Raw genomic sequence first — 18055 nt, 5'->3', positions numbered from 1 at the left:
CGCCGCTGATAGCTGGGCCGGTACGTACATACTGTCTTGCGCCGATTATCCAGCCATCTGCTATGTCACATCGCATTCTCTGTGTCGACCCCGACGAGGAGTCGCGGGCCGAGACTGTCGCCTATCTCCGATCGGAACTATCCGCTCTCGACCCCATGATCGAGACGGCCGACGGGGTCGCCACCGCGACGGAGCAACTCACGACGGGGACTGCTGCGGTCATCACCGAGTACGAACTGACCGACGGCACTGGCTTCGAGGTGATCGAACGAGCACGGGATCGCTGTCCGGATGCGGGCGTCGTCCTCTACACGGAAACCGACCCTGACAGTATCGACAGCGCGGAGCTACAGGGGGAGATCACCGAATACGTCGGCAAGGGATCGGTGTTTGGCACCGAACGACTGGCCGAACTACTCCGGACGACCATCGAGGATAGTACCCAGCGGTCGTATCCGCTCCCACAGACCGAAGAGCAACGGCTGGTTGCGCTTCGCTCGTACGATCTCGACGACCCTGCTTTACTGGAATCGCTCGACCGGATCACCGACCTCGCGGCCCAGCACTTCGATGTCGACCAGTCGTCGATCAACATCATCAGCGAACACAGTCAGGACTTTCTGGCCTGTTACGGCAAGGCCGAACAGTGGGAGTCGATGGATCGGAGTGATTCGATCTGTACGTTCACGATTCTCGAAGACGAGAACGTGATGACTGTGTCGGATGTGACTGAGGATCCGCGATTCGAGTCCCGCAGTGAGACGCTCATCGAGATGGGGATCCGTTCGTATATGGGTGCAAATCTCGTCGCGCCGTCAGGGCTGGTGATCGGCCCGCTCTGTGTCTACGACTCCGAACCGCGGTCGTTTTCGCCCGCTGACGAAGCCTATCTCCAGAAACTCGCGGCGACGGCGATGGATCTCATCGAACTGTACACACAACTCGACGCGACGGAGGGATCACGATGAGTCAGGGTGTCCCGGACAGCTACGAGTTCGGCGATGATCTGCCGATCGAACCCATCGGCCCGGGGACGACGGTACTGGTTGCCGGCCCAGCACTCACTCCGGCCGAAGACCTCGTCCGCTCGATGACCGCCTCCGGGACGAGTTCGGGCGAGGGCGCGCTGTTCATCTCGACGAACATGACCTGCAAGCGACTGCTGCAGTCCTGCCAGCGCGGCGATCCAACCGTCGACCCCACCCACATGGGCATCATCGACTGCAGCGGGCAGGATATCGGTCAGACACAGGCCGAGGCGAAAATCAAGTACGTCTCGACACAGAGCGACCTGACCGGCATCGGAATGAATTTCTCGGCGCTGTACGAGTCACTCTATCCGGCCGTCAGCGAGGGACGTGTTCGAACTGGGCTGATCAGTCTCTCCTCGCTGTCGATGTACGTCGATATGCGCGCACTGTTCCAGTTCGCACAGACGCTCTCGGGACGTATCGACAGCGCCGACGGACTCGGCGTGTTCGCTATCGATCCGACGACTCACGACACGAAGACGGTCAACACGCTCAGTCAGGCTGCCGACGGACGCATCGAGGTTCGCGACCAGGAAGATGGCGACGCCGACGGGGAACTCCGCGTTCGCGGCCTTCCTGACCAGCCCAGCGGCTGGCAACCCTTTTCGCTGCCCTGAGCTCAGTCGACCCGTCTGTCGTAGACGCAACTCCCGACGACTCCGCCGAGGACGCTCAGCCCGACCGCGTAGACGATCATGAACGCCGTTGCTCCCGCGACGAGGACTCCTGTGGGGACGCCGAATTCGGGGGCGGGCACCGCAACTCCGCTGACGCTCAAGTAGACGCCGCCCAGCAGGTACGGGACGGCGGCGACGACACCTGCGACCGCTCCGGCGACCGAGCCGCCGCGGCCCGCTCTCCGGTCGAGATAGCCCGCGACCGCCCCGCCCAACAGCGTCGACAGCGGCAGTAGGGTCAACACCACGGCGACAACGCCCCCGACGAGGCCGTTTCGCAGACTGATTTCCCTCCCGGACGGGGGACTGGTTCCGCCACTGTACTCCGTCTGGTGGTCTGTGTGGCTCATCTGTTCCACCTACCTGAACGAACGGGCGCTGTCCGGGTCGGCGTTGCTCCCAGCAGGCTGGAAGCATTTATGACGACTCCGTATACTGCGGCGAAGCTTCGACGGTGAGTGGGCAGTCTGGTTCATGCCCAGTATATTGGGCACAACTTTTTCGCTACTCTCGGAGAATCTCTAGGTATGCGCGAAGCCGACCTCTCACTCAGCGATGCGGGCTTCGATGCGATGGGTATCGCGGATCTGCTGTCGATCAGTCGGGAGCGAGGGATTCGGGAGTTCACCGAACTCACCTGCCACGGCAACGGCGCAGTAGTCCAGATCGAACTCGAATCCAAATACGACGAGCAGCGACTCGCCACACTGGAGTGTGTCGACACCTGGGAGTACGTCGCCGAGACGGACGGCGGGCACCTCTACGTCATCGCCTTCACCGCCCCGGAATTACCGGCGGACGTGGCCGACCAAGCCGACGATCTGATCGGCACCTGTGATCCCGAAGTCGAGGACAGCACTGTCTCGCTCTCGCTGGTCGGCCCCCAGGACGCCATCTCCGGAACGATCCGCGAGTACGAGTCTGCTGGCGCATCGCCCGATCTACAGAAACTGGGTTCGTACGATGGCACCGCCGAACTCACTGACGAACTGACTGACCGACAGGAGGAGGTCGTCAGGACCGCCTTCGAGATGGGATATTACGACGTGCCCCGGACCATCTCGACGGCGGCGGTCGCTGCCGAACTCGACCTCGACGATTCGACCGTCTCCGAACATCTCCAGCGCGCCGAGCGAAACCTCTTCGAGCAGATTTTCGGGTGACTGGTTTTGCTTATCGGACTCCTCCCGAAGAGCTAGTCTTTTCTTCGGGCTGAGATTCCGGTTGGAATATATAACGAATGTGGACGTAACAAGAACCGATGCCAGAAGAGGAGCTCTTCAAAACTGAAACACAGAGTTCGAGAACAGAGATCGCTGAAGCGTTACGCGATGCCGCCGAGCAAGTCGAATCCGGGGATGTCACGCTCCGAAGTGACACCGACGAACAGACGGTGGCCGTCCCGGAACGTCCCCGGTTCGAGGTCGAACTTGAGCGACTCACGGATTCAGAAACCGGCGACCAGCGGTACGAACTCGAGTACGAGATCAGGTGGACGAAGTAGCAACGTCGTTCCGCTGGATGTCCCTATTGCACGTCCTCGAGTAGCGCTGCGGCGAACTCTGTGGCTCCGTCGAGTTCGAGCCCGATCGTTGCGGCTGGGACTGCCTCGGCCCACTCACGGTACGAATCCGCGTTGGGGAAGGCCTTCACGTACGGACAGACGGCCCCGTAGGCGTCTTCGAGAGTTGGGTTGCCGTCGACCAGATTAGCAGCGTTCTCTTCGACTCCTAGCGAGAACACCGCCTCTTTGGGTGTGACTTCGAGCGTGTCAGTCCCCACGGCACGAGCCTCGATGACGGTTCCGCCCGGACTCTTCGTGTGAATCTCGACGGACTGCTCGGACAGCGCCGCGAGGATCACTGCGTCGTAGAAACAGAGGAAGTACTGCCGTTCACCGTCCCGCACCGCCCAGTGGGCTGTTCGCTCCTCGGTCGAACAGAGATCCTCCACAGCGATACTGCCACCGACCGTTTGACGGATTTCTGCCGCCCACTCGTCGAAGGTGGTGACCGACTCTCGGCCGAGAAACTGACCGAGTGTGGCGCTCATCTCTGCGGGGAGTTCCGCCTGAAGCGGATTCTCCGCGGTGAGGTTTCTTCCCGCCGACTCTGTTTGCGATTCGGTGACTGTGCCACAACAGGAGCAATGCTCTGTCATATCCCACCCTACGTCGCCGGCCGAGGACTGGCTGACTCCCAGCGCGCTGGGGGTATTTATACCAGCCGCTTCGGCGGTCTCACAGTCGCCGGCAGGTCAGTCTTCGGCGTCTGCTCGTTCGACGCCGGTCCCCGCCTCGACCGCCGAGAGGTCGATCCTGCCGTCGGGCATCGGGACGCCGTCGTACGGATCGTCGGCGAGCAGCAGCGAGCCGTCGAGATCGGCGTACTCGACCAGCGGCGCGAGCTGACAGGAGCCAGCCAGCGACGCCATACTCTCGACCATACAGCCGATCATTACGTCGAGTCCGTGGGCCTTCGCCGTCTCGATCTGTCTGATTGCCGGGCGAATCCCGCCGCATTTCATCAGCTTCACGACGACGATATCGACCGCGTCAGCGACTTTTGGCACGTCCGCGGCAGTGACGCAGGACTCGTCGGCGGCGACCGGCAGGAAGCCGTCCTCGGCAACACGTGCCAATCCCTCGTGGTCGTCGGCCGGGACCGGCTGTTCGACGAACTCGACGCCGGCGTTTGCGAGCCACTCCATCTTCTCGATTGCCTCCTCGGGCGTCCACGCACCGTTGGCGTCGACGCGGATTCGGGCCTGCGGGACGGTCTTTCTGATCGCGTCGATCCGCGAGCGGTCGTCGTCGGTCCCGAGTTTCACCTTCAGGATCGAGTAGCCAGCGCCGGCGGCCTTCTGTGCGGCGCTTGCCATCCCCGCCGGCGAGTCGATGCTGACGGTGTAGGAACTCGTCGGCGCGTAGCCCGGATCGAGACCGAGCCGCCGATAGAGGGGTTCCTCAGCCTGCCCCGCCGCGAGGTCGTGAACGGCGACCGAGACGGCCGCCCGCGCTGCCGCCTCGTCGGGTGCCGCCTCGCGCATTGCTTGCTCGACGGTCTGCTGGCGGGTGGGGTCCCCGATTTCGAGCACAGTGTCGAGCAGATCCGGCAGGGCGTTCTCCACGCTGTCGACCGTCTCGTCGTAGTACTCGGAGGGTGCTGCTGCACCGAGTCCCCGCTGTCCGTCTTCGTCTTCGAATCGAACGACGACCGTCTCGACCGTCTCGCTGGCCCCTCGGGAGATGGTGAACTCTCCGTCGATGGCGAGTTCGAGTCGCTCGGTTTCGGTGTCGATGATCTGGCTCATGCCATGTCGGCGAAGGGGCCGTCACCGGCTTCTTCCAGGCGTTCGAACTGCTCGGCCGAGAGGTCGACCGTCGCCGCCCGAAGGTTCTCCTCCAGTTGGTCGACGGTCCGCGCGCCGACGATGGGCGCTGTCAGGTCTGGATGCGCGCACTGGTAGGCGAGCGCGACCTGCGCCTCTGAGGCCCCGACTTCCTCGGCGACCTCGCGGACGACATCGAGTGTGTCGAAGTTCTCTTCGGTCAGATAGCGGTCCTCCCAGCCGTCGGTGTCGGAGGCCGTCGACTCGGCGGGTGCGCCCTCGCCTCGTTCGTATTTGCCCGTGAGAAAGCCCTGTGCGAGCGGGCTCCACGGGAACACCGCCAGATCGTGCTCGCTGCAGAAGTCCATGTACTCGCCTTCGATTTCGCGGTCGACGAGATTGTATCGCGGCTGGGTCACGGTGAACGGTTCCCAGCCGTACTGGCGGGCGAGTTCGTTCGCCTCGGCGATGCGCCAGGTGTTCGGCTTGAACGTCGACGCGCCGAGATAGTTGACCTTGCCGTCCTGTACGAAGCCGTCCAGCGTCCGCATCAGTTCGCGGGCTGGCGTGTTCTCGTCCCAGCGGTGGATGTAGAGCACGTCGAGGTACTCAGTATTGAGGCGGTCGAGCATCAGATCGATCTGTCGCCGGAGGTGTTTCCGGCTGAGGCCGTTGCCGTTGGGGTCGTCGTCGCGGGTCGGCCAGTAGATTTTCGAGGCGATAACGAAGTCCTCGCGGTCGCGGTCCTCCAGCCACTCGCCGATCCACTGCTCGCTGTCGCCGCCACCGTACACGTCGGCGGTGTCGATGAATCGCCCCCCTGCCGACTCGTAGGTGTCGAGCAGTTCGTGTGCACGCTCGCGGTCAATTTCGAGGTTGCCCGCGGCCGTCTCGCGGCCGAACCGCCACGTTCCGAATGCGATTCCGCTCACTTCCAGTCCCGTCCGCCCCATCGGTACGGCATCGATGATCTCGTCCATACACCGAGATGCGCCCCCACGATGTAGAAACGTACGGATTCGCGTTCGCCAGTGGGCGGGGGTCGGTTCGTCGTCTGGCTGACACTAGCTTTATCGCGGTCCCGAGTGTGGATTGGCACATGGATTCAGAGTACGTCGAACTGGACTGGGACGGAGACGTGGCAACGCTGACTGTCGACCGACCGGAGGCGCTCAACGCCTTGAACGTCGAGACACTCGAAGCGATGCGCGACGCCATCGCCGAAGCCCAAGCGGAGGACGCACGCGTGCTCGTCGTCACCGGCGCTGGCGACGACGCGTTCATCGCCGGTGCGGACATCAAGTACATGCAGGATCTCTCGACCGAGGAGGCGCAGGCCTGGGGAGCACTCGGTCACGAGGTCGCAAACGCGCTGGCAACCTTCCCCGGCGCGACGGTCGCCGCAGTCAACGGCTTCGCCTTCGGCGGGGGCTGTGAGATGGCGATTGCCTGCGACCTCCGCGTCGCCAGCGAATCGGCCATCATCGGCAACACGGAGATCGATCTCGGCATCATTCCTGGCTGGGGGGCAACCCAGCGACTCCCGAAACTCGTCGGTGACGAGACGGCACGCCGGATGATCTATCTCGGCCAGCGACTGGACGCCGACACCGCCCGCGAGGAGGGGCTCGTCGGCGAGGTCGTTCCCGACGACGACCTGACCGACCGCGTTGCGGAGCTAACGGACGACCTCGCCGCGAAACCTGCCTTCGCCCTGCAGGCCGCGAAGCAGTCGATTGCCCAGCACTACCAGGGCAGCCAGACGGCCGGCCTCGATTACGAGAAGCGAGCCTTCGCCAGCCTGTTCGGGACGCCAGATCAGCGTGAGGGGATGGCCGCGTTCGTCGATGACAGAGAGCCGGAATTCGAGTGAGTTAGAGCACCATTCCGGACTGCAACAACACGATCAGGCCGGTCAGCGTCGCCAGACTCGCGAGCGTGCTGACCAGAATCGTCGTGCTGACGTAATCGGCCGCCGACAGCCCGACACGGTCGCTCCCAAACTCGATGGTGAGCATCAGCGGCGTGATCGCGGCCGGCATCGCACATTCGAGGACGAACACGCGACCGACGGTTCCGGTCAGCCCTAACGCCAGCGCGATCGCGGCCGCGATGACCGGCGCGACCAGCAACCGCAATCCCGCCGCCGGCAGGACTCGCCCGACGGTCCCGCCACCGCCCGAGTTCGTGAGTTGAATCCCGAGCAACAGGAGCATCACGGGAATCGCTGAATCGCCGGTGAGTTGGATCGTCTGCATGACCGCGGTGTCGGTCGCCGGCGCGAGATCGAACGCACGGACGATCATTGCGGTGACGACGGCGTACACGAGGGGGAGGCGGAAGACCTTGCCGAGAGCACCCCGCATCGACCCGGCCTGGCCCCGAGAAGCGACGTAGACGCCGACAGTGTACATCAGCACCGACTGGACGGCGATGTAGAGAACGGCGGTGCTCCGCCCGAGTGCACCGAAGGCAAACGCCGAGAGGGGGATCCCGTAGTTGCCCGCGTTCGAGAACGTACTCGTCAGAACGAACGCGCCGAGGATCGGTTCCTCCTCGCCGACCAGCCGGCCGGCCCCCTCCGCGAGGACAATGATGACGACGACGAAGGCGACGATACCGACAGCTAGCCGGACGACGGTTGGTCCTTCGATCGGTGTCGTCACCAGGCTATAGAAAATCAGTGCCGGAGCCAGCACGTAGATCGTGATCGTCGAGAGCGGGTCGGCATCGACGTCTCGGACGGAGCCGAGTGCGAATCCGACACCGGCGACGGAGACGACCGGGAGGATAGCCGAAGTCAGCACCGAGAGCAGCGACACGGTTGGTTTCAGCGGTGGCCCATAATCAACAGTTTCGATCCCGCGTGGCCAGACAACCGCTCACTCGTCGAGTTCTTTGAGCCGGACGTATCTCCGGGTAGCGGCGGCGAAGCCACAGGCGATGAGTCCAAGCGAGCCGAAGATGGCGAGCCACAGCCCCGTCGCGGGCTCGAACGCAGACGGAATCGCGGCGTAGGGGCCGACTTCGACCAGTTCGCTCTGCCCGTCGGCGTCGACGACGGCCCACGCGATCAGCGCGACGAAGCCAGCCCCCAGCCCCAGCACACCGACGACGAACTGCCAGAAGATGGTCCACCGGACGGCAGCGACGAGCGCCGCCCCGACGGCGACGCCGACGACCAGTTCCGGAAAGAGCGCGATCTCTCGCGGCGAAATCGAACCCTGGACCGTCGTGCTGACGTTGACGATTCCGCCGCTGTCGCCGATTCGCTGTCCGATCCCGTCGACGGTCGCCCACGGGAGCAGATAGCTCAGTCCGATCACCAGACAACTCAGCACGGTCCCGACTCTGAAGGGATCGAGCGACTCCGGATCGATATCCACCAGCCACTCCGACATGAGAACACCCACCGGCCGCCGAAAAATAACACTGCTGATTACCTGCTCAGGCGAATAGCTGGCGCGCGTCGTCTAGCGCCTCGACGAGCGTGTCGATTTCGGACTTCGTGTTGTAGATGTAGAAGGAGGCTCGCGCCGTCGCGGCGACGCCGAGTTTGTCGTGCAGCGGCTGGGTACAGTGATCGCCGGCCCGGACCGCCACGGCGTAGTCGTTGAGAATCTCCGAGAGGTCGTGTGCGTGGACGCCCTCGACGTTGAACGAGACCAGTCCGCCCCGGTGCTCGCCCGCCGGCGGCCCGAAGACTTCGATGTCGTCGAACTCGTTGAACCGCTCCATGGCGTACTGGGCGAGTTCGTTCTCGTGGCGTTCGATCTTCTCCATCCCGATGTCTTCGAGATAGTCGACTGCTTCTGCGAGCGCAATCCCGCCGGCGATGATCGGCGTTCCGGCCTCGAACTTCCAGGGGAGTTCGTTCCACGTCGAGTCCTCGAAAGTGACCTTCGTGATCATGTCTCCGCCGTAGAGGTACGGCTCCATCTCCTCCAGAATGTGCTCTTTCCCGTAGAGAACGCCGATGCCCGTCGGCCCGCACATCTTGTGTCCCGAGAAGGCGTAGAAGTCCACATCCAGTGCTTCCACGTCGACCGGGCGGTTCGGCACCGCCTGTGCTCCGTCGGCGAAGATGTAGGCATCGTTGTCGTGGGCCATCTCGGCGAGTTCCTCGATGGGGTTGACGACGCCGAGAACGTTCGAGACGTGGACGACCGAGACCATCGCCGTATCGGGGCCGATCAGTTCGCGAGCGTGGTCCATGTCGAGGCGGCCGTCCTCGTCGATGCGGATGTACTTGACCTCCGCGCCGGTTCGCTTCGCGATCTGTTGCCACGTCACGAGCGAGGCGTGGTGTTCCATCTCCGTCAGCACCACTTCGTCGCCGGGGCCGAGTTCGTTCAGTCCCCAGGCGTAGGCGACGGTGTTCATGCTCTCGGTCGTGTTTTTGGTGAAGACGATCTCTTCGCGGCCGCTGGCGCCGATGAACTCGGCGACGCGGTCGTGGGCTTGCTCGTAAGCGATCGAAGCCTCCTGCGAGAGCTGGTGGAGGCCGCGGTGGACGTTAGCGTTGGTTTCCCGGTAGTAGTCGGCAATGGTGTCGATCACCTGATCGGGTGTCTGTGTCGTCGCGGCGTTGTCGAGATAGACCAGCTGCTGGTCTCCGAACTCGCGTTCGAGAATCGGAAAATCAGCGCGAATCGCCTCGACATCGAGGATATCGGGCTCAGTCGTTGCCATTACCGGAACAAGGGGACGAACAGACAACATTATTTCGGTTTGCCAAAAACAAACTTTCCCGCACCCCTCATATCAGGGGTCCGCCGTCGGGTCTCGGTGGTTTCATAGCTGGGGGCTCGTAACGGGGGGACATGACGACCGTTGCGGTCGAGACCGGGGCGCGGCTCCATTTCGGCTTTCAGAATCTCTCGCTGGCTCACGAGCGCCTGTACGGCGGCGTCGGCGTCGGGCTGGCCGAGCCACGGCTGACGGTCCGCGCCGAACCGGCCACGACCATCGAGTGTCCCGAGGAGTTGCGCTCGTACATCGACAATGCCGTCGACGCCCTCGGCGTCGAAGGTGCGACCGTCGAACTCACTGACGGGTACGACCGCCACGTCGGCCTCGGCAGCGGCACACAGATCGCGCTCGCAGCGCTGGTCGCTATCGCTCGCGCTCACGGGAAATCGGTCGATCCGCGCGAACTCGCCCCACAACTCGGCCGCGGCGGGCGCAGCGGCGTCGGTGTCGCGACCTTCGAGTCCGGCGGCTTCGTCGTCGACGTGGGCCATCCAACCGAGCGGTTCACGACGGCCCCGCCAGGTCCCGGTTCCTGGTCCGTCCCGAAGCCGCTCGGTCGGTGGACGCTCCCCGACTCGTGGCGATTCCTGCTCGTCACACCAGAAGAGCCCCCGGGCCGCAGCGGCGAAGAAGAAGACGAGAGCATCCGAACTATCGTCGAGCGCGCCGATGGCTCCATCGCCGACGATATCGCGACGCTGCTGACCCGCCGCCTGCTCCCGGCCGTCGTCGAGGGTGATCTGTCCGCCTTCGGAACTGCCGTGTCGCGACTCGGTCGGCTCAACGGCGCGTGGTTCGCCGACGAACAGGGCGGCGTCTACCGCCCGCCAGCAGGACAACTCATCGACGCCCTCGATTCGAGTCCAGCAGTCCTGGGGACCGGCCAGTCCTCGTGGGGGCCGACCGTCTACGGCGTGACCAACGCCGAGCGCGCCGAGAGCGCGAAAACCGCAGGCAGCGATGCACTGGACGAGTTCGGCCTCGACGGCACGGTTCGGGTCGTGGCTCCGAGCGATTCGGGGGCGACCGTCCGGGAATCCTGACGGTCAGTCGTCACTCGGTTCTGGCTCTGGTTCGGACGACCCGAACCGCTCGTGGAAGGCCAAAAACTCGTTGTCGCCTTCCGTGATATCCTCCCATTCAGTCAGCCCGCGGCTCTTTCTGGAGCCGGGAATCGTCAGATCGAGTACGAAGCCGACGATGCCACCGACCGCAATCCCAGTCGTTCCGATGACGAACAGGATCTGTGCGATCGGTTCGAGCCCGAAGACGGCGCCGAGATAGGCAATCTCCCCGACTGCTTCCAGGGCCGGCCCGAGCACTGCCACGCCAGCGAGTGCCGATTCGATCGCTGCTGCGCCCTCACCGCCAGCGAAGTTTCCGACCAGCGAGGGAATCGAGAGGCCGCTGAGCAGCGTGATGCCGATGATGAAGACGTTCCGGTTCTGGTTGAGATCGACGTACTGCAACTGTGAGAGGCCGATCCCGATGATCTGGGCAAACATCACGACGAACAGGCCGCCGACGATGGGATCGGGGATGGTCGTCACAATCGCCCCGACGAAGCCGACGAAGCCGGCGATGAGCATCACGACAGCGCCGACCTGTACGACGAATCGGGAGGCGACACCGGTGATGCCGATTGCGCCGATATTCTCCGAGTAGGATGTCGAGCCGTTGCCGGTGCCCATGATGCCGGCGAAGATGTTGCCGAAGCCTTCCATCGCCAGCCCGTGGTTGATTCGCTTGCCGCTCGGTGCCTTCTCATCGGAGATCCGGGCCACCGCGTAGTAGTCGCCGAAGCTTTCGACCATCGACGCGAGCACGCCGGCGAAGATGCCGATGACGAACGAGGAGGTGAACTGCGGCGTGCCCCACTGGAAGGGGACGATGGGCTGGATGATCGACGCCTCGCTGACGCCGGTGAGGTCGACGTAGGCACTGGACCCACTCTCGATGACGCCGCCAACCGACAGTCCCGCAGCGAGCAGCCACGCGCCCGCCAGCCCGATCAACACTGGATACAGTCGCAGGACGTTGCTGTATCTGTCAAGGTACTGTGAGCAGCCGATAATGAGCACAAGTGTCAGCAAAAACAGCCAGATGCTCTGCGTTTCGGGATTCGTGATCTGTGGCACGTCGAACAGCGCCAGCCCGACGAGCGCGATGACCGGCGCGATGACGACGGGACTCAAAAATCGCTTGAGCCGTCCGAACAGCCCGAGATAGCCGATCGCAACCTGTGCGATGCCGGCAACGATCATCGCACCCTGTAACTCGACGATCATCGTCTCCCAGCCCGCGCCGCTGGCCTGGAGGACGCCGATGATCGCCAGTGCTGGGGCGAGAATCGCAAAGCTCGCCCCCTGAACCAACGGGTAGCGATTACCGATCGTCGTCTGTGCGAGCGTCGCGACGCCCGAGACGACGAAGAAGGTCCCGACGAGTCGTGCTGTCGCGTCGGCTGGCATGCCCATCGCCGCTGCGAGGACGAGCGGGACCGCGATGTTCGACCCGATCATCGTCAGATAGTGCTGGAAGCCGAGCAGGATCGACCGCTCGATCGGCGGCTTGTCGTCCATTCCGTACTCGACGGTTTCTGCTGAGCCATCTACGACAGGGGATGACTCAGTAGCTGTCTCTGACCCGCCGTCTGTCCTGACGGCGCGTTCCTCGGCTGCTTCGCCGCGTGACTCACCCATTGCTGCTTTGCTGTATCTAGCAGGCCGGGATAAACGTTGTTTCTCGTGCCCTGTGCTTTTTACCGCGGGCCGTCCTGAGAGGGGTATATGCAGCGGCTACCATTCGGAATCACTCGCCTCGACAACACGATCGGCGGGGGCGCACCGCGGGGCAGTGTCGTCCTTCTCTCCGGCGAGGCCGGGGCCGGTGCCCGAGAATTCATGTTCACGACGGCAGTCATGAACGGTCTCGCACACAAAGAAGACGATATATTCGACCTCCACTACGGGGATCTGTCGGACAACGCAACACTTCCCGAGGAGATTCACTACGTCTCGTTCACTTCCGAGGAAGACCAACTTCGCAACGAGATTGCGATGACGATGGACGACGAGATTGCGGATTCGGGACTCGAACCCGTCGAGTTCACCTCACTCTCGAAAAATTTCTTCCACGTCAGTCCGGTGCCCCGTGACTGGTACGCCGAGGAGACGACAGATATTACGAGTCTTCGGAAGCGTCACGAGGATCGACAGGGACTGTTGAGCGCGCTCGGTGACACACTCAACGACCGCGCGCCGGGCAACGTCGTCATCATCGACTCGCTGTCGGATCTGGTCAGTACGGTTGACGACGAGGACGGGATGAGTTGGTCGGACGTGAGCTACATCGTCAAGGGACTGGAGAAGGCCAGTCATAGCTGGGGCGGACTCATCTTGCTCCACGTCAACCACGAGACGCTGACCGACACCCAGCAGGGGCAACTGATCGACGCCTGCAGCGGGACGCTGAAATTCGAGTGGGAGACAGGCGGCTCGAACCGCGCGCGGACGCTGGTGGTCAAGAACTTCCGCGGCGTGCTCTCACAGATCGAAGCTGAGAACATCGTCAAATTCGAGACTGATTTTGGCGACGCCGGCTTCGACATCAGCGACGTTCGCAAGATCCGATAGCCAATCTTTCGCACGACGGATACTTTCGGAAACTGAAACTGGCGGCAAACGCTTAACTATCCAGTCGAGAAACAACCGGGTATGGCGAGCGAGTCGAGCGGCGAGCGGACGGTGTCGATTACGTTGCCGGCCGACCTCGACGAGTGGCTCGACCAGCAGGCTTCTGCGGCGGAGATCGACCGTGAGGAGCTTCTGGTTCAGCTACTGGCCTCCTACCGGATGGCCGCCGACGGCGACGGCCACCCTGGCGGCGACGTGCTGATGGACCACGAGGAAATCGCTGACGCCGTCCGCTCACAGCTCGACGAACAACTTTCGGCCCAACTCGACAGTCGCATCGAACAGGCTGTCGATCAGGCGCTGACCGATCAGCTCTCGGAGGCGACCAATTCGGTTCAACGACAGCTCTCGAAGCGAATCGACTCCGTCGAGTCGGAGTTCGACGAGAAAATCGACGACGTTCGCGAGCGTGTCATCCAGATTAAAAAGGAGACCGACGCAAAAGCGCCGAAAGATCACACTCACGATCAGTTGCAATCGATCCCGGAGATTCAGCGCACACTGACAGAGCTCGAAGCGGAACTCGACGAGCTCCAGACCGAGTTTGCCGAGACAGTCCCCGAACAAGAGAAAACGATCACCGATATCGGCGGCCGGGTCGAGGAGATGCAGGACCGACTCCAGACTGTCGCGTGGGTCGTCAGCGACCTGCGGGAGGCCCAGGAGTCGACCGGCGGACTCGAAGCCGTCGAGCGGATCAAACGCGCAGCCGCGAAGGCGGATATCGAGCGGGCCGACTGCGAGAACTGCGGCGAAGGCGTGACGCTGTCGCTGTTGACCGATCCGGAGTGCCCTCACTGCAATGCGACGGTGACGAACGTCGAACCGGCCAGTGGCTGGTTCGGCAGTCCGACGCTTTTGACTGCCGCCCAACTGGAATCCGGTGACCGGGCATGAGCGACGACGAGGAGAATCCGTTCGAGGAACTCGACGACGCCGTCGGTGACCGCGACGGCGACCCCTTCGAGACACTCGGCGACGAGTCCGAGGACTCCCCGGGCGACCATTCGGAGTCCAGCGGCGAGGCGGCCGATTCTGGACAAAGAGAACCCGAAACGGAGCAGTTCCGGGGCGCGCCCGACCCCCGGGATCCGGCAGAACCGGGGCCGGAGACCGAGCAAGACACGAGTGAAGAGTCTCTCGTTGAGCGGGGGCTGTTCGCGCCCGACGAGACCGACAGCGAACCACAGCACTCGTCGGCGGACGACGACTCTCCGGCAGCGTCGGCGGAGCCAGTCGACGATGCAGAGATGGCGTTCGATATCGGCCAGCGCGAGGACGCGGATCCGACGCAGGAGAAGTTTCGGTCGGACGCGGGTCGCCGTGAGGGTGATCCGTTCGACTCGTTCGAGGACGCCTTCGACGAGATGGATGTCGACAAACTCGATCCCGATGTCGTCTGGCAGCAACTCGCGAGCGCGGAATCGCGGGGCTCGGTCGGCGACGCACAGGAGCGCACCTACGCCGATGTCTCGAAACACAGCTACTGTGAGCAGTGCGAGCACTTCTCGCCGCCGCCGGACGTGTCCTGCGGCCACGAAGGGACCGAAATCGTGGAATTCCTCGACATGGACACGGTCCGGGTCGTCGACTGCCCTATCGTCACCGAACGCGAAGAACTCGAAGACGACGATGGATTTGGCGACGCGTGAGTTGTTTGAAGAGATTATAACAACTCTTCGTCGAGTGGTAGTGGTTGGTCTCAGGGAACCAGAAAGCCCCGGGCCACTTGACCCGCCCCTTTCAGTCCTGCCCACGGTGGCCTGCGACACAAGCCACAGGGTGGGACTGAAAGGGGCGGCAAGCGTGGCGGCTTCGCCGCCACGTTACAAGGCGACGGCTGTGCCGTCGCCCTGGCTACGCGAACCCCGACGGTCGCGGCTTCGCCGCGGCCTCGGGAGACGGTGTCTCCCGGTGACGCAAACACCTACAGCGCGCAGCGAGTCGCGGGAGCGTAGCACACCGGGGCTTTCTGGTTGTTCGTACTGGCGCTGATTCCTGTTTCACCTCCAGAAAACGCACTCCATCAGCGACAGGAAAGATTGATTGGACCGTCACTCCGAATACAGTGATACCATGCAATTTTGCGACGACTGCGGTTCGATGATGAAAAAAGAGGACGGTGTGATGGTCTGCACCAGTTGTGGGGAGAGTGCCGAACAGACGGTCGACGACGAGGATTTCGTCACGACGACCGAACAATCCGGTGACGAACTGATCGAGACCGAAGAAGACGCGAACTTTGAGGGCAAACCGACCGCCGACGATGTGACTTGCGAGGAGTGCGGCCACGGCGAAGCGTGGTACACGATCAAACAGACCGGCGCAGCAGACGAACCGCCGACGCGATTTTTCAAGTGCAAACAGTGTGGCTACCGCTGGAGAGAATACAACTAAGACCCGCCTGAGACTGCCGTATTCGGCAGATTCGTGGTTTTGGGCCTTGGCAAGATTGCATCGGTGTAGCGTCCACTCGAAACGCGGGTTCGGGGTTACTTAGTTTTACCGACTGAGTTTAGCAACCCCTTCTTCGTCTTGTGGTTCTGGCCTTGAACAAGGGGTTTGAGGTTGCTCGAAGTCTGTTTTCGCCCTCGAAACCGAGGCTTCTGGCACGAAAGACGGCCTAAGCGCGGCTGGTGCGAGCGCTTTTTTATATCGCAAAAATCGCGGGGCCGACGTGAGATAGGCCAACCCGCCAGAGAAAATATGCTCAGATATTGTTCAGGCAAATGCACCCCTCTGTGTGGTTTTTAGGCCCTCTAAGCTAATATGAACGTATATAGGATACACCCGATGCAGGTTACTATCGGTTACTCGTTTAAAAGGGCCGACGCATATAGTATATAGGTGGAGGAACGGACAGACTTCGGATAGTCGTCCGTCTTCTGTAGTATGAGAAGTAACGAAATCAGGCTTTCTGACACCGAGAAGAACCGATTACACAACTACAAGACCGAAGAATTTGACGAAACCGTGCCATACGGGTTCATCATCGGTCGTCTCTTGGACGAGGTGGAAGCGTGAAATACTACGTCAGCGTTGATGATGAGCTTGCCTCGCGCTTGAAGGAAATTGACGATGAGCTAATCACCGAAGCTCTCCGAGAAGTCGTAGACGAAAACGCACCACCTGCCGATGAGCTGATGCACGCCAACTTGTCAAAGGCGGAGCGCAAGCGTCGGGAGATTCGACGGGTTCGCCGTCGAGGTACGGCAGTCGGGACTCGGCCAGGGTACGATTCCTAATCGCAGTAGGGCAGACGAGTGAGCATAGCTACATCCCAAGCAACAGCAGCCACAACACCGTCAAGCAAACGGCTTCAGAGGCTCGCAGTAGCCGCAGGTGCGAATCTCGGTAATGATGTGGGCGAAACCATACCCGTCGAAGAAGTCCGTCTACAGGCCGAGGCAAACGGATATACGGACGACGAGATACGGGCGATGCTCGAAGCAGACGGCCTTTCTTCTGCCGACGAGATTACGATTCCACCGCAAGGTGAGCTATTCGGTGAGTTGTGGGCTGTCGATAACACTGTGTCAAGCGCGAAAAATCCGTCCACACCAAACACGGAACCTCTCGACCCACCCGACGACTTCCTCGCCTTGCAGGAACCTATCGCTCTCGACCGAGAGACGTGCCATCCTGCATACGTCGAAGATGGGGAACCTCTCTCGGCAGGGGAAGCCGTCGAGCGATACGTCGAGGAGCGGCGGGGTGAGAACACTTCCGCCGAGAGGCACGGCTTCGAGAGAGGGCGTCAGTGGCACGACAGGCGGAACTACGCTCGCGGGAAGGAGATGGACAGACAACTCCTCGAAGCCTACGAGAACCCCACTACGGCCCTCCTATCACTCCGTGTCGAGCGGCCGGTCGAGTCACGGATTACGCTCCTCGAAGGACTTTCTGATGCCCTCGAATCGACACTTTCCGCCCTTCGGTACAGACTCGGCAAACACACCGACTCGTATCAGTGGATGTGCGTTCTCGCAGGGACTCGCCAGTACGCTACGCCACACGCACACGTCCTCGTGTGGACGGAGGGCGACGTACCACGAGATGCGCTTGTCCCAGTAGTCGAGCGATTTGTCGAGTCGTGTGAATACGCTCCGTCGAGCGGTCGCGGAAATCTGCCAGCAAGCGGAGCGATTCGGATTCGAGGAACGGAAGCGACTGATACGATACCTCGCACCGAAGATGGAGGAAGCGCAGGTGCGACCTACGCCCTCTCCCAACTCGCTCATCTGCCTCCCGTCGATGAGATGGATTACGACGAACGACTGTGGGCGAGTACGGTACGGGGATGGGACGGAGGAAACCACTTCCGTAAATCGAGTTACGACGTGTGGGGTGAAAGCGAACCAGAGGTAGTCGAAGATTTCGCTCCGAACACAGTGCCATCTAATGAGAGCCGATTCGTCTTCACTGAAGTTGGGGAAAACTGACGTGAAAAGCCTCAATACGGCGTTGCAAGCACTTGGTAACTAACCTTATATGTCTGTGGTGCCCGTTGACATACACGGAGCCATACACAGTACGTTCGTCCCTATATCAGGGGGCGCTTGAACAAGGT

20 protein-coding genes are annotated in these 18055 nt (G+C 62.2%); 12 read left to right on the top strand and 8 right to left on the bottom strand.

Translation table 11 applies throughout. The annotated features are described in order from the left end of the window. The first annotated feature begins 62 nt into the window (after window positions 1–62). Window positions 63–968, top strand: a complete 906-nt coding sequence (locus V8P86_RS04325) for a GAF domain-containing protein (RefSeq protein WP_336326009.1) — start codon at window positions 63–65, stop codon at window positions 966–968. Continuing rightward, on the top strand, window positions 965–1648 hold the full coding sequence (locus V8P86_RS04320) for a DUF7504 family protein (RefSeq protein ID WP_336326008.1): 684 nt from the start codon (window positions 965–967) through the stop codon (window positions 1646–1648). Before V8P86_RS04325 ends, V8P86_RS04320 begins: the two co-directional genes overlap by 4 nt. Window positions 1649–1650: 2 nt before the next feature. Here the strand turns inward: V8P86_RS04320 and V8P86_RS04315 are convergent, their stop codons facing one another. After that, window positions 1651–2058, bottom strand: a complete 408-nt coding sequence (locus V8P86_RS04315; RefSeq protein ID WP_336326007.1) for a DUF5518 domain-containing protein — start codon at window positions 2056–2058, stop codon at window positions 1651–1653. A 177-nt stretch (window positions 2059–2235) separates the two neighbouring features. Here V8P86_RS04315 and V8P86_RS04310 point away from each other — a divergent pair, with 177 nt between their 5' ends. Further along, on the top strand, window positions 2236–2871 hold the full coding sequence (locus V8P86_RS04310) for a helix-turn-helix domain-containing protein (protein ID WP_336326006.1): 636 nt from the start codon (window positions 2236–2238) through the stop codon (window positions 2869–2871). Window positions 2872–2969: 98 nt separating this feature from the next. Continuing rightward, window positions 2970–3212, top strand: a complete 243-nt coding sequence (locus tag V8P86_RS04305) for an amphi-Trp domain-containing protein (protein ID WP_336326005.1) — start codon at window positions 2970–2972, stop codon at window positions 3210–3212. Between the two features lie 23 nt (window positions 3213–3235). Here the strand turns inward: V8P86_RS04305 and merB are convergent, their stop codons facing one another. From merB to V8P86_RS04290, 3 genes are all read right to left on the bottom strand, one after another. After that, complete coding sequence (gene merB, locus V8P86_RS04300; RefSeq protein WP_336326004.1) at window positions 3236–3868, bottom strand: organomercurial lyase; 633 nt, start codon at window positions 3866–3868, stop codon at window positions 3236–3238. Window positions 3869–3964: 96 nt separating this feature from the next. Next, entirely contained in the window at window positions 3965–5011 is a 1047-nt protein-coding gene (locus V8P86_RS04295; RefSeq protein WP_442909366.1) for a dipeptide epimerase, read from the bottom strand. Window positions 5012–5016: 5 nt separating this feature from the next. Continuing rightward, window positions 5017–6018: an aldo/keto reductase gene (locus tag V8P86_RS04290; protein WP_336326002.1), complete on the bottom strand. Its 1002-nt coding sequence runs from the start codon at window positions 6016–6018 to the stop codon at window positions 5017–5019. Between the two features lie 119 nt (window positions 6019–6137). Between V8P86_RS04290 and V8P86_RS04285 the strand changes: the two genes are divergently transcribed. Next, window positions 6138–6911 (top strand): enoyl-CoA hydratase/isomerase family protein, encoded by a 774-nt coding sequence (locus tag V8P86_RS04285; protein ID WP_336326001.1) that lies wholly within the window; start codon window positions 6138–6140, stop codon window positions 6909–6911. A gap of 1 nt (window position 6912) precedes the next feature. Here the strand turns inward: V8P86_RS04285 and V8P86_RS04280 are convergent, their stop codons facing one another. The 3 genes from V8P86_RS04280 to V8P86_RS04270 are packed head-to-tail and all read right to left on the bottom strand — an operon-like array spanning window position 6913 to window position 9730. Continuing rightward, window positions 6913–7860, bottom strand: a complete 948-nt coding sequence (locus V8P86_RS04280) for an AEC family transporter (protein ID WP_336326000.1) — start codon at window positions 7858–7860, stop codon at window positions 6913–6915. 60 nt (window positions 7861–7920) lie between these two features. Further along, entirely contained in the window at window positions 7921–8439 is a 519-nt protein-coding gene (locus tag V8P86_RS04275) for a hypothetical protein (protein WP_336325999.1), read from the bottom strand. Between the two features lie 46 nt (window positions 8440–8485). Then, window positions 8486–9730, bottom strand: a complete 1245-nt coding sequence (locus V8P86_RS04270) for an aminotransferase class V-fold PLP-dependent enzyme (protein WP_336325998.1) — start codon at window positions 9728–9730, stop codon at window positions 8486–8488. 131 nt (window positions 9731–9861) lie between these two features. Between V8P86_RS04270 and V8P86_RS04265 the strand changes: the two genes are divergently transcribed. Then, window positions 9862–10833 (top strand): beta-ribofuranosylaminobenzene 5'-phosphate synthase family protein, encoded by a 972-nt coding sequence (locus tag V8P86_RS04265; protein ID WP_336325997.1) that lies wholly within the window; start codon window positions 9862–9864, stop codon window positions 10831–10833. A gap of 3 nt (window positions 10834–10836) precedes the next feature. Here the strand turns inward: V8P86_RS04265 and V8P86_RS04260 are convergent, their stop codons facing one another. Then, window positions 10837–12492, bottom strand: coding sequence for a uracil-xanthine permease family protein (locus V8P86_RS04260; RefSeq protein WP_442909349.1), 1656 nt, complete (start codon window positions 12490–12492; stop codon window positions 10837–10839). Window positions 12493–12579: 87 nt separating this feature from the next. Between V8P86_RS04260 and V8P86_RS04255 the strand changes: the two genes are divergently transcribed. The 6 genes from V8P86_RS04255 to V8P86_RS04230 all read left to right on the top strand — a co-directional run bounded on the left by V8P86_RS04255 (window position 12580) and on the right by V8P86_RS04230 (window position 17927). After that, window positions 12580–13425 carry an RAD55 family ATPase gene (locus V8P86_RS04255; RefSeq protein WP_336325996.1) on the top strand — a complete coding sequence of 282 codons (846 nt, stop codon included), beginning with the start codon at window positions 12580–12582 and terminating at the stop codon, window positions 13423–13425. Window positions 13426–13506: 81 nt separating this feature from the next. Next, the gene (locus tag V8P86_RS04250; protein ID WP_336325995.1) at window positions 13507–14382 is read left to right on the top strand and encodes a hypothetical protein; all 876 of its coding nucleotides are present in this window, start codon (window positions 13507–13509) and stop codon (window positions 14380–14382) included. Continuing rightward, on the top strand, window positions 14379–15137 hold the full coding sequence (locus tag V8P86_RS04245; protein WP_336325994.1) for a DUF8135 domain-containing protein: 759 nt from the start codon (window positions 14379–14381) through the stop codon (window positions 15135–15137). The genes V8P86_RS04250 and V8P86_RS04245 overlap by 4 nt, the downstream gene beginning before the upstream one ends. A gap of 424 nt (window positions 15138–15561) precedes the next feature. After that, a complete protein-coding gene (locus V8P86_RS04240; protein WP_336325993.1) occupies window positions 15562–15882 on the top strand; it encodes a transcription factor S in 321 nt (106 codons plus the stop codon). Between the two features lie 495 nt (window positions 15883–16377). Then, window positions 16378–16509, top strand: coding sequence for a hypothetical protein (locus V8P86_RS04235; protein WP_020222123.1), 132 nt, complete (start codon window positions 16378–16380; stop codon window positions 16507–16509). Between the two features lie 338 nt (window positions 16510–16847). Beyond that, complete coding sequence (locus V8P86_RS04230; protein ID WP_336325992.1) at window positions 16848–17927, top strand: hypothetical protein; 1080 nt, start codon at window positions 16848–16850, stop codon at window positions 17925–17927. The last annotated feature ends 128 nt before the right edge of the window (window positions 17928–18055 follow it).

It is taken from the genome of Halovenus anhuiensis (assembly GCF_037080055.1).
Lineage (GTDB): Archaea > Halobacteriota > Halobacteria > Halobacteriales > Haloarculaceae > Halovenus.
This window is presented reverse-complemented; position numbering and strand designations above follow the sequence as displayed.

Coding starts and splice junctions, on each gene's coding strand:
- V8P86_RS04325 (WP_336326009.1), top strand. CDS start 63: ATGTCACATCGCATTCTCTGTGTCGACCCCGACGAGGAGTCGCGGGCC.
- V8P86_RS04320 (WP_336326008.1), top strand. CDS start 965: ATGAGTCAGGGTGTCCCGGACAGCTACGAGTTCGGCGATGATCTGCCG.
- V8P86_RS04315 (WP_336326007.1), bottom strand. CDS start 2,058: ATGAGCCACACAGACCACCAGACGGAGTACAGTGGCGGAACCAGTCCC.
- V8P86_RS04310 (WP_336326006.1), top strand. CDS start 2,236: ATGCGCGAAGCCGACCTCTCACTCAGCGATGCGGGCTTCGATGCGATG.
- V8P86_RS04305 (WP_336326005.1), top strand. CDS start 2,970: ATGCCAGAAGAGGAGCTCTTCAAAACTGAAACACAGAGTTCGAGAACA.
- merB (WP_336326004.1), bottom strand. CDS start 3,868: ATGACAGAGCATTGCTCCTGTTGTGGCACAGTCACCGAATCGCAAACA.
- V8P86_RS04290 (WP_336326002.1), bottom strand. CDS start 6,018: ATGGACGAGATCATCGATGCCGTACCGATGGGGCGGACGGGACTGGAA.
- V8P86_RS04285 (WP_336326001.1), top strand. CDS start 6,138: ATGGATTCAGAGTACGTCGAACTGGACTGGGACGGAGACGTGGCAACG.
- V8P86_RS04275 (WP_336325999.1), bottom strand. CDS start 8,439: ATGTCGGAGTGGCTGGTGGATATCGATCCGGAGTCGCTCGATCCCTTC.
- V8P86_RS04270 (WP_336325998.1), bottom strand. CDS start 9,730: ATGGCAACGACTGAGCCCGATATCCTCGATGTCGAGGCGATTCGCGCT.
- V8P86_RS04265 (WP_336325997.1), top strand. CDS start 9,862: ATGACGACCGTTGCGGTCGAGACCGGGGCGCGGCTCCATTTCGGCTTT.
- V8P86_RS04260 (WP_442909349.1), bottom strand. CDS start 12,492: ATGGGTGAGTCACGCGGCGAAGCAGCCGAGGAACGCGCCGTCAGGACA.
- V8P86_RS04255 (WP_336325996.1), top strand. CDS start 12,580: ATGCAGCGGCTACCATTCGGAATCACTCGCCTCGACAACACGATCGGC.
- V8P86_RS04250 (WP_336325995.1), top strand. CDS start 13,507: ATGGCGAGCGAGTCGAGCGGCGAGCGGACGGTGTCGATTACGTTGCCG.
- V8P86_RS04245 (WP_336325994.1), top strand. CDS start 14,379: ATGAGCGACGACGAGGAGAATCCGTTCGAGGAACTCGACGACGCCGTC.
- V8P86_RS04240 (WP_336325993.1), top strand. CDS start 15,562: ATGCAATTTTGCGACGACTGCGGTTCGATGATGAAAAAAGAGGACGGT.
- V8P86_RS04235 (WP_020222123.1), top strand. CDS start 16,378: ATGAGAAGTAACGAAATCAGGCTTTCTGACACCGAGAAGAACCGATTA.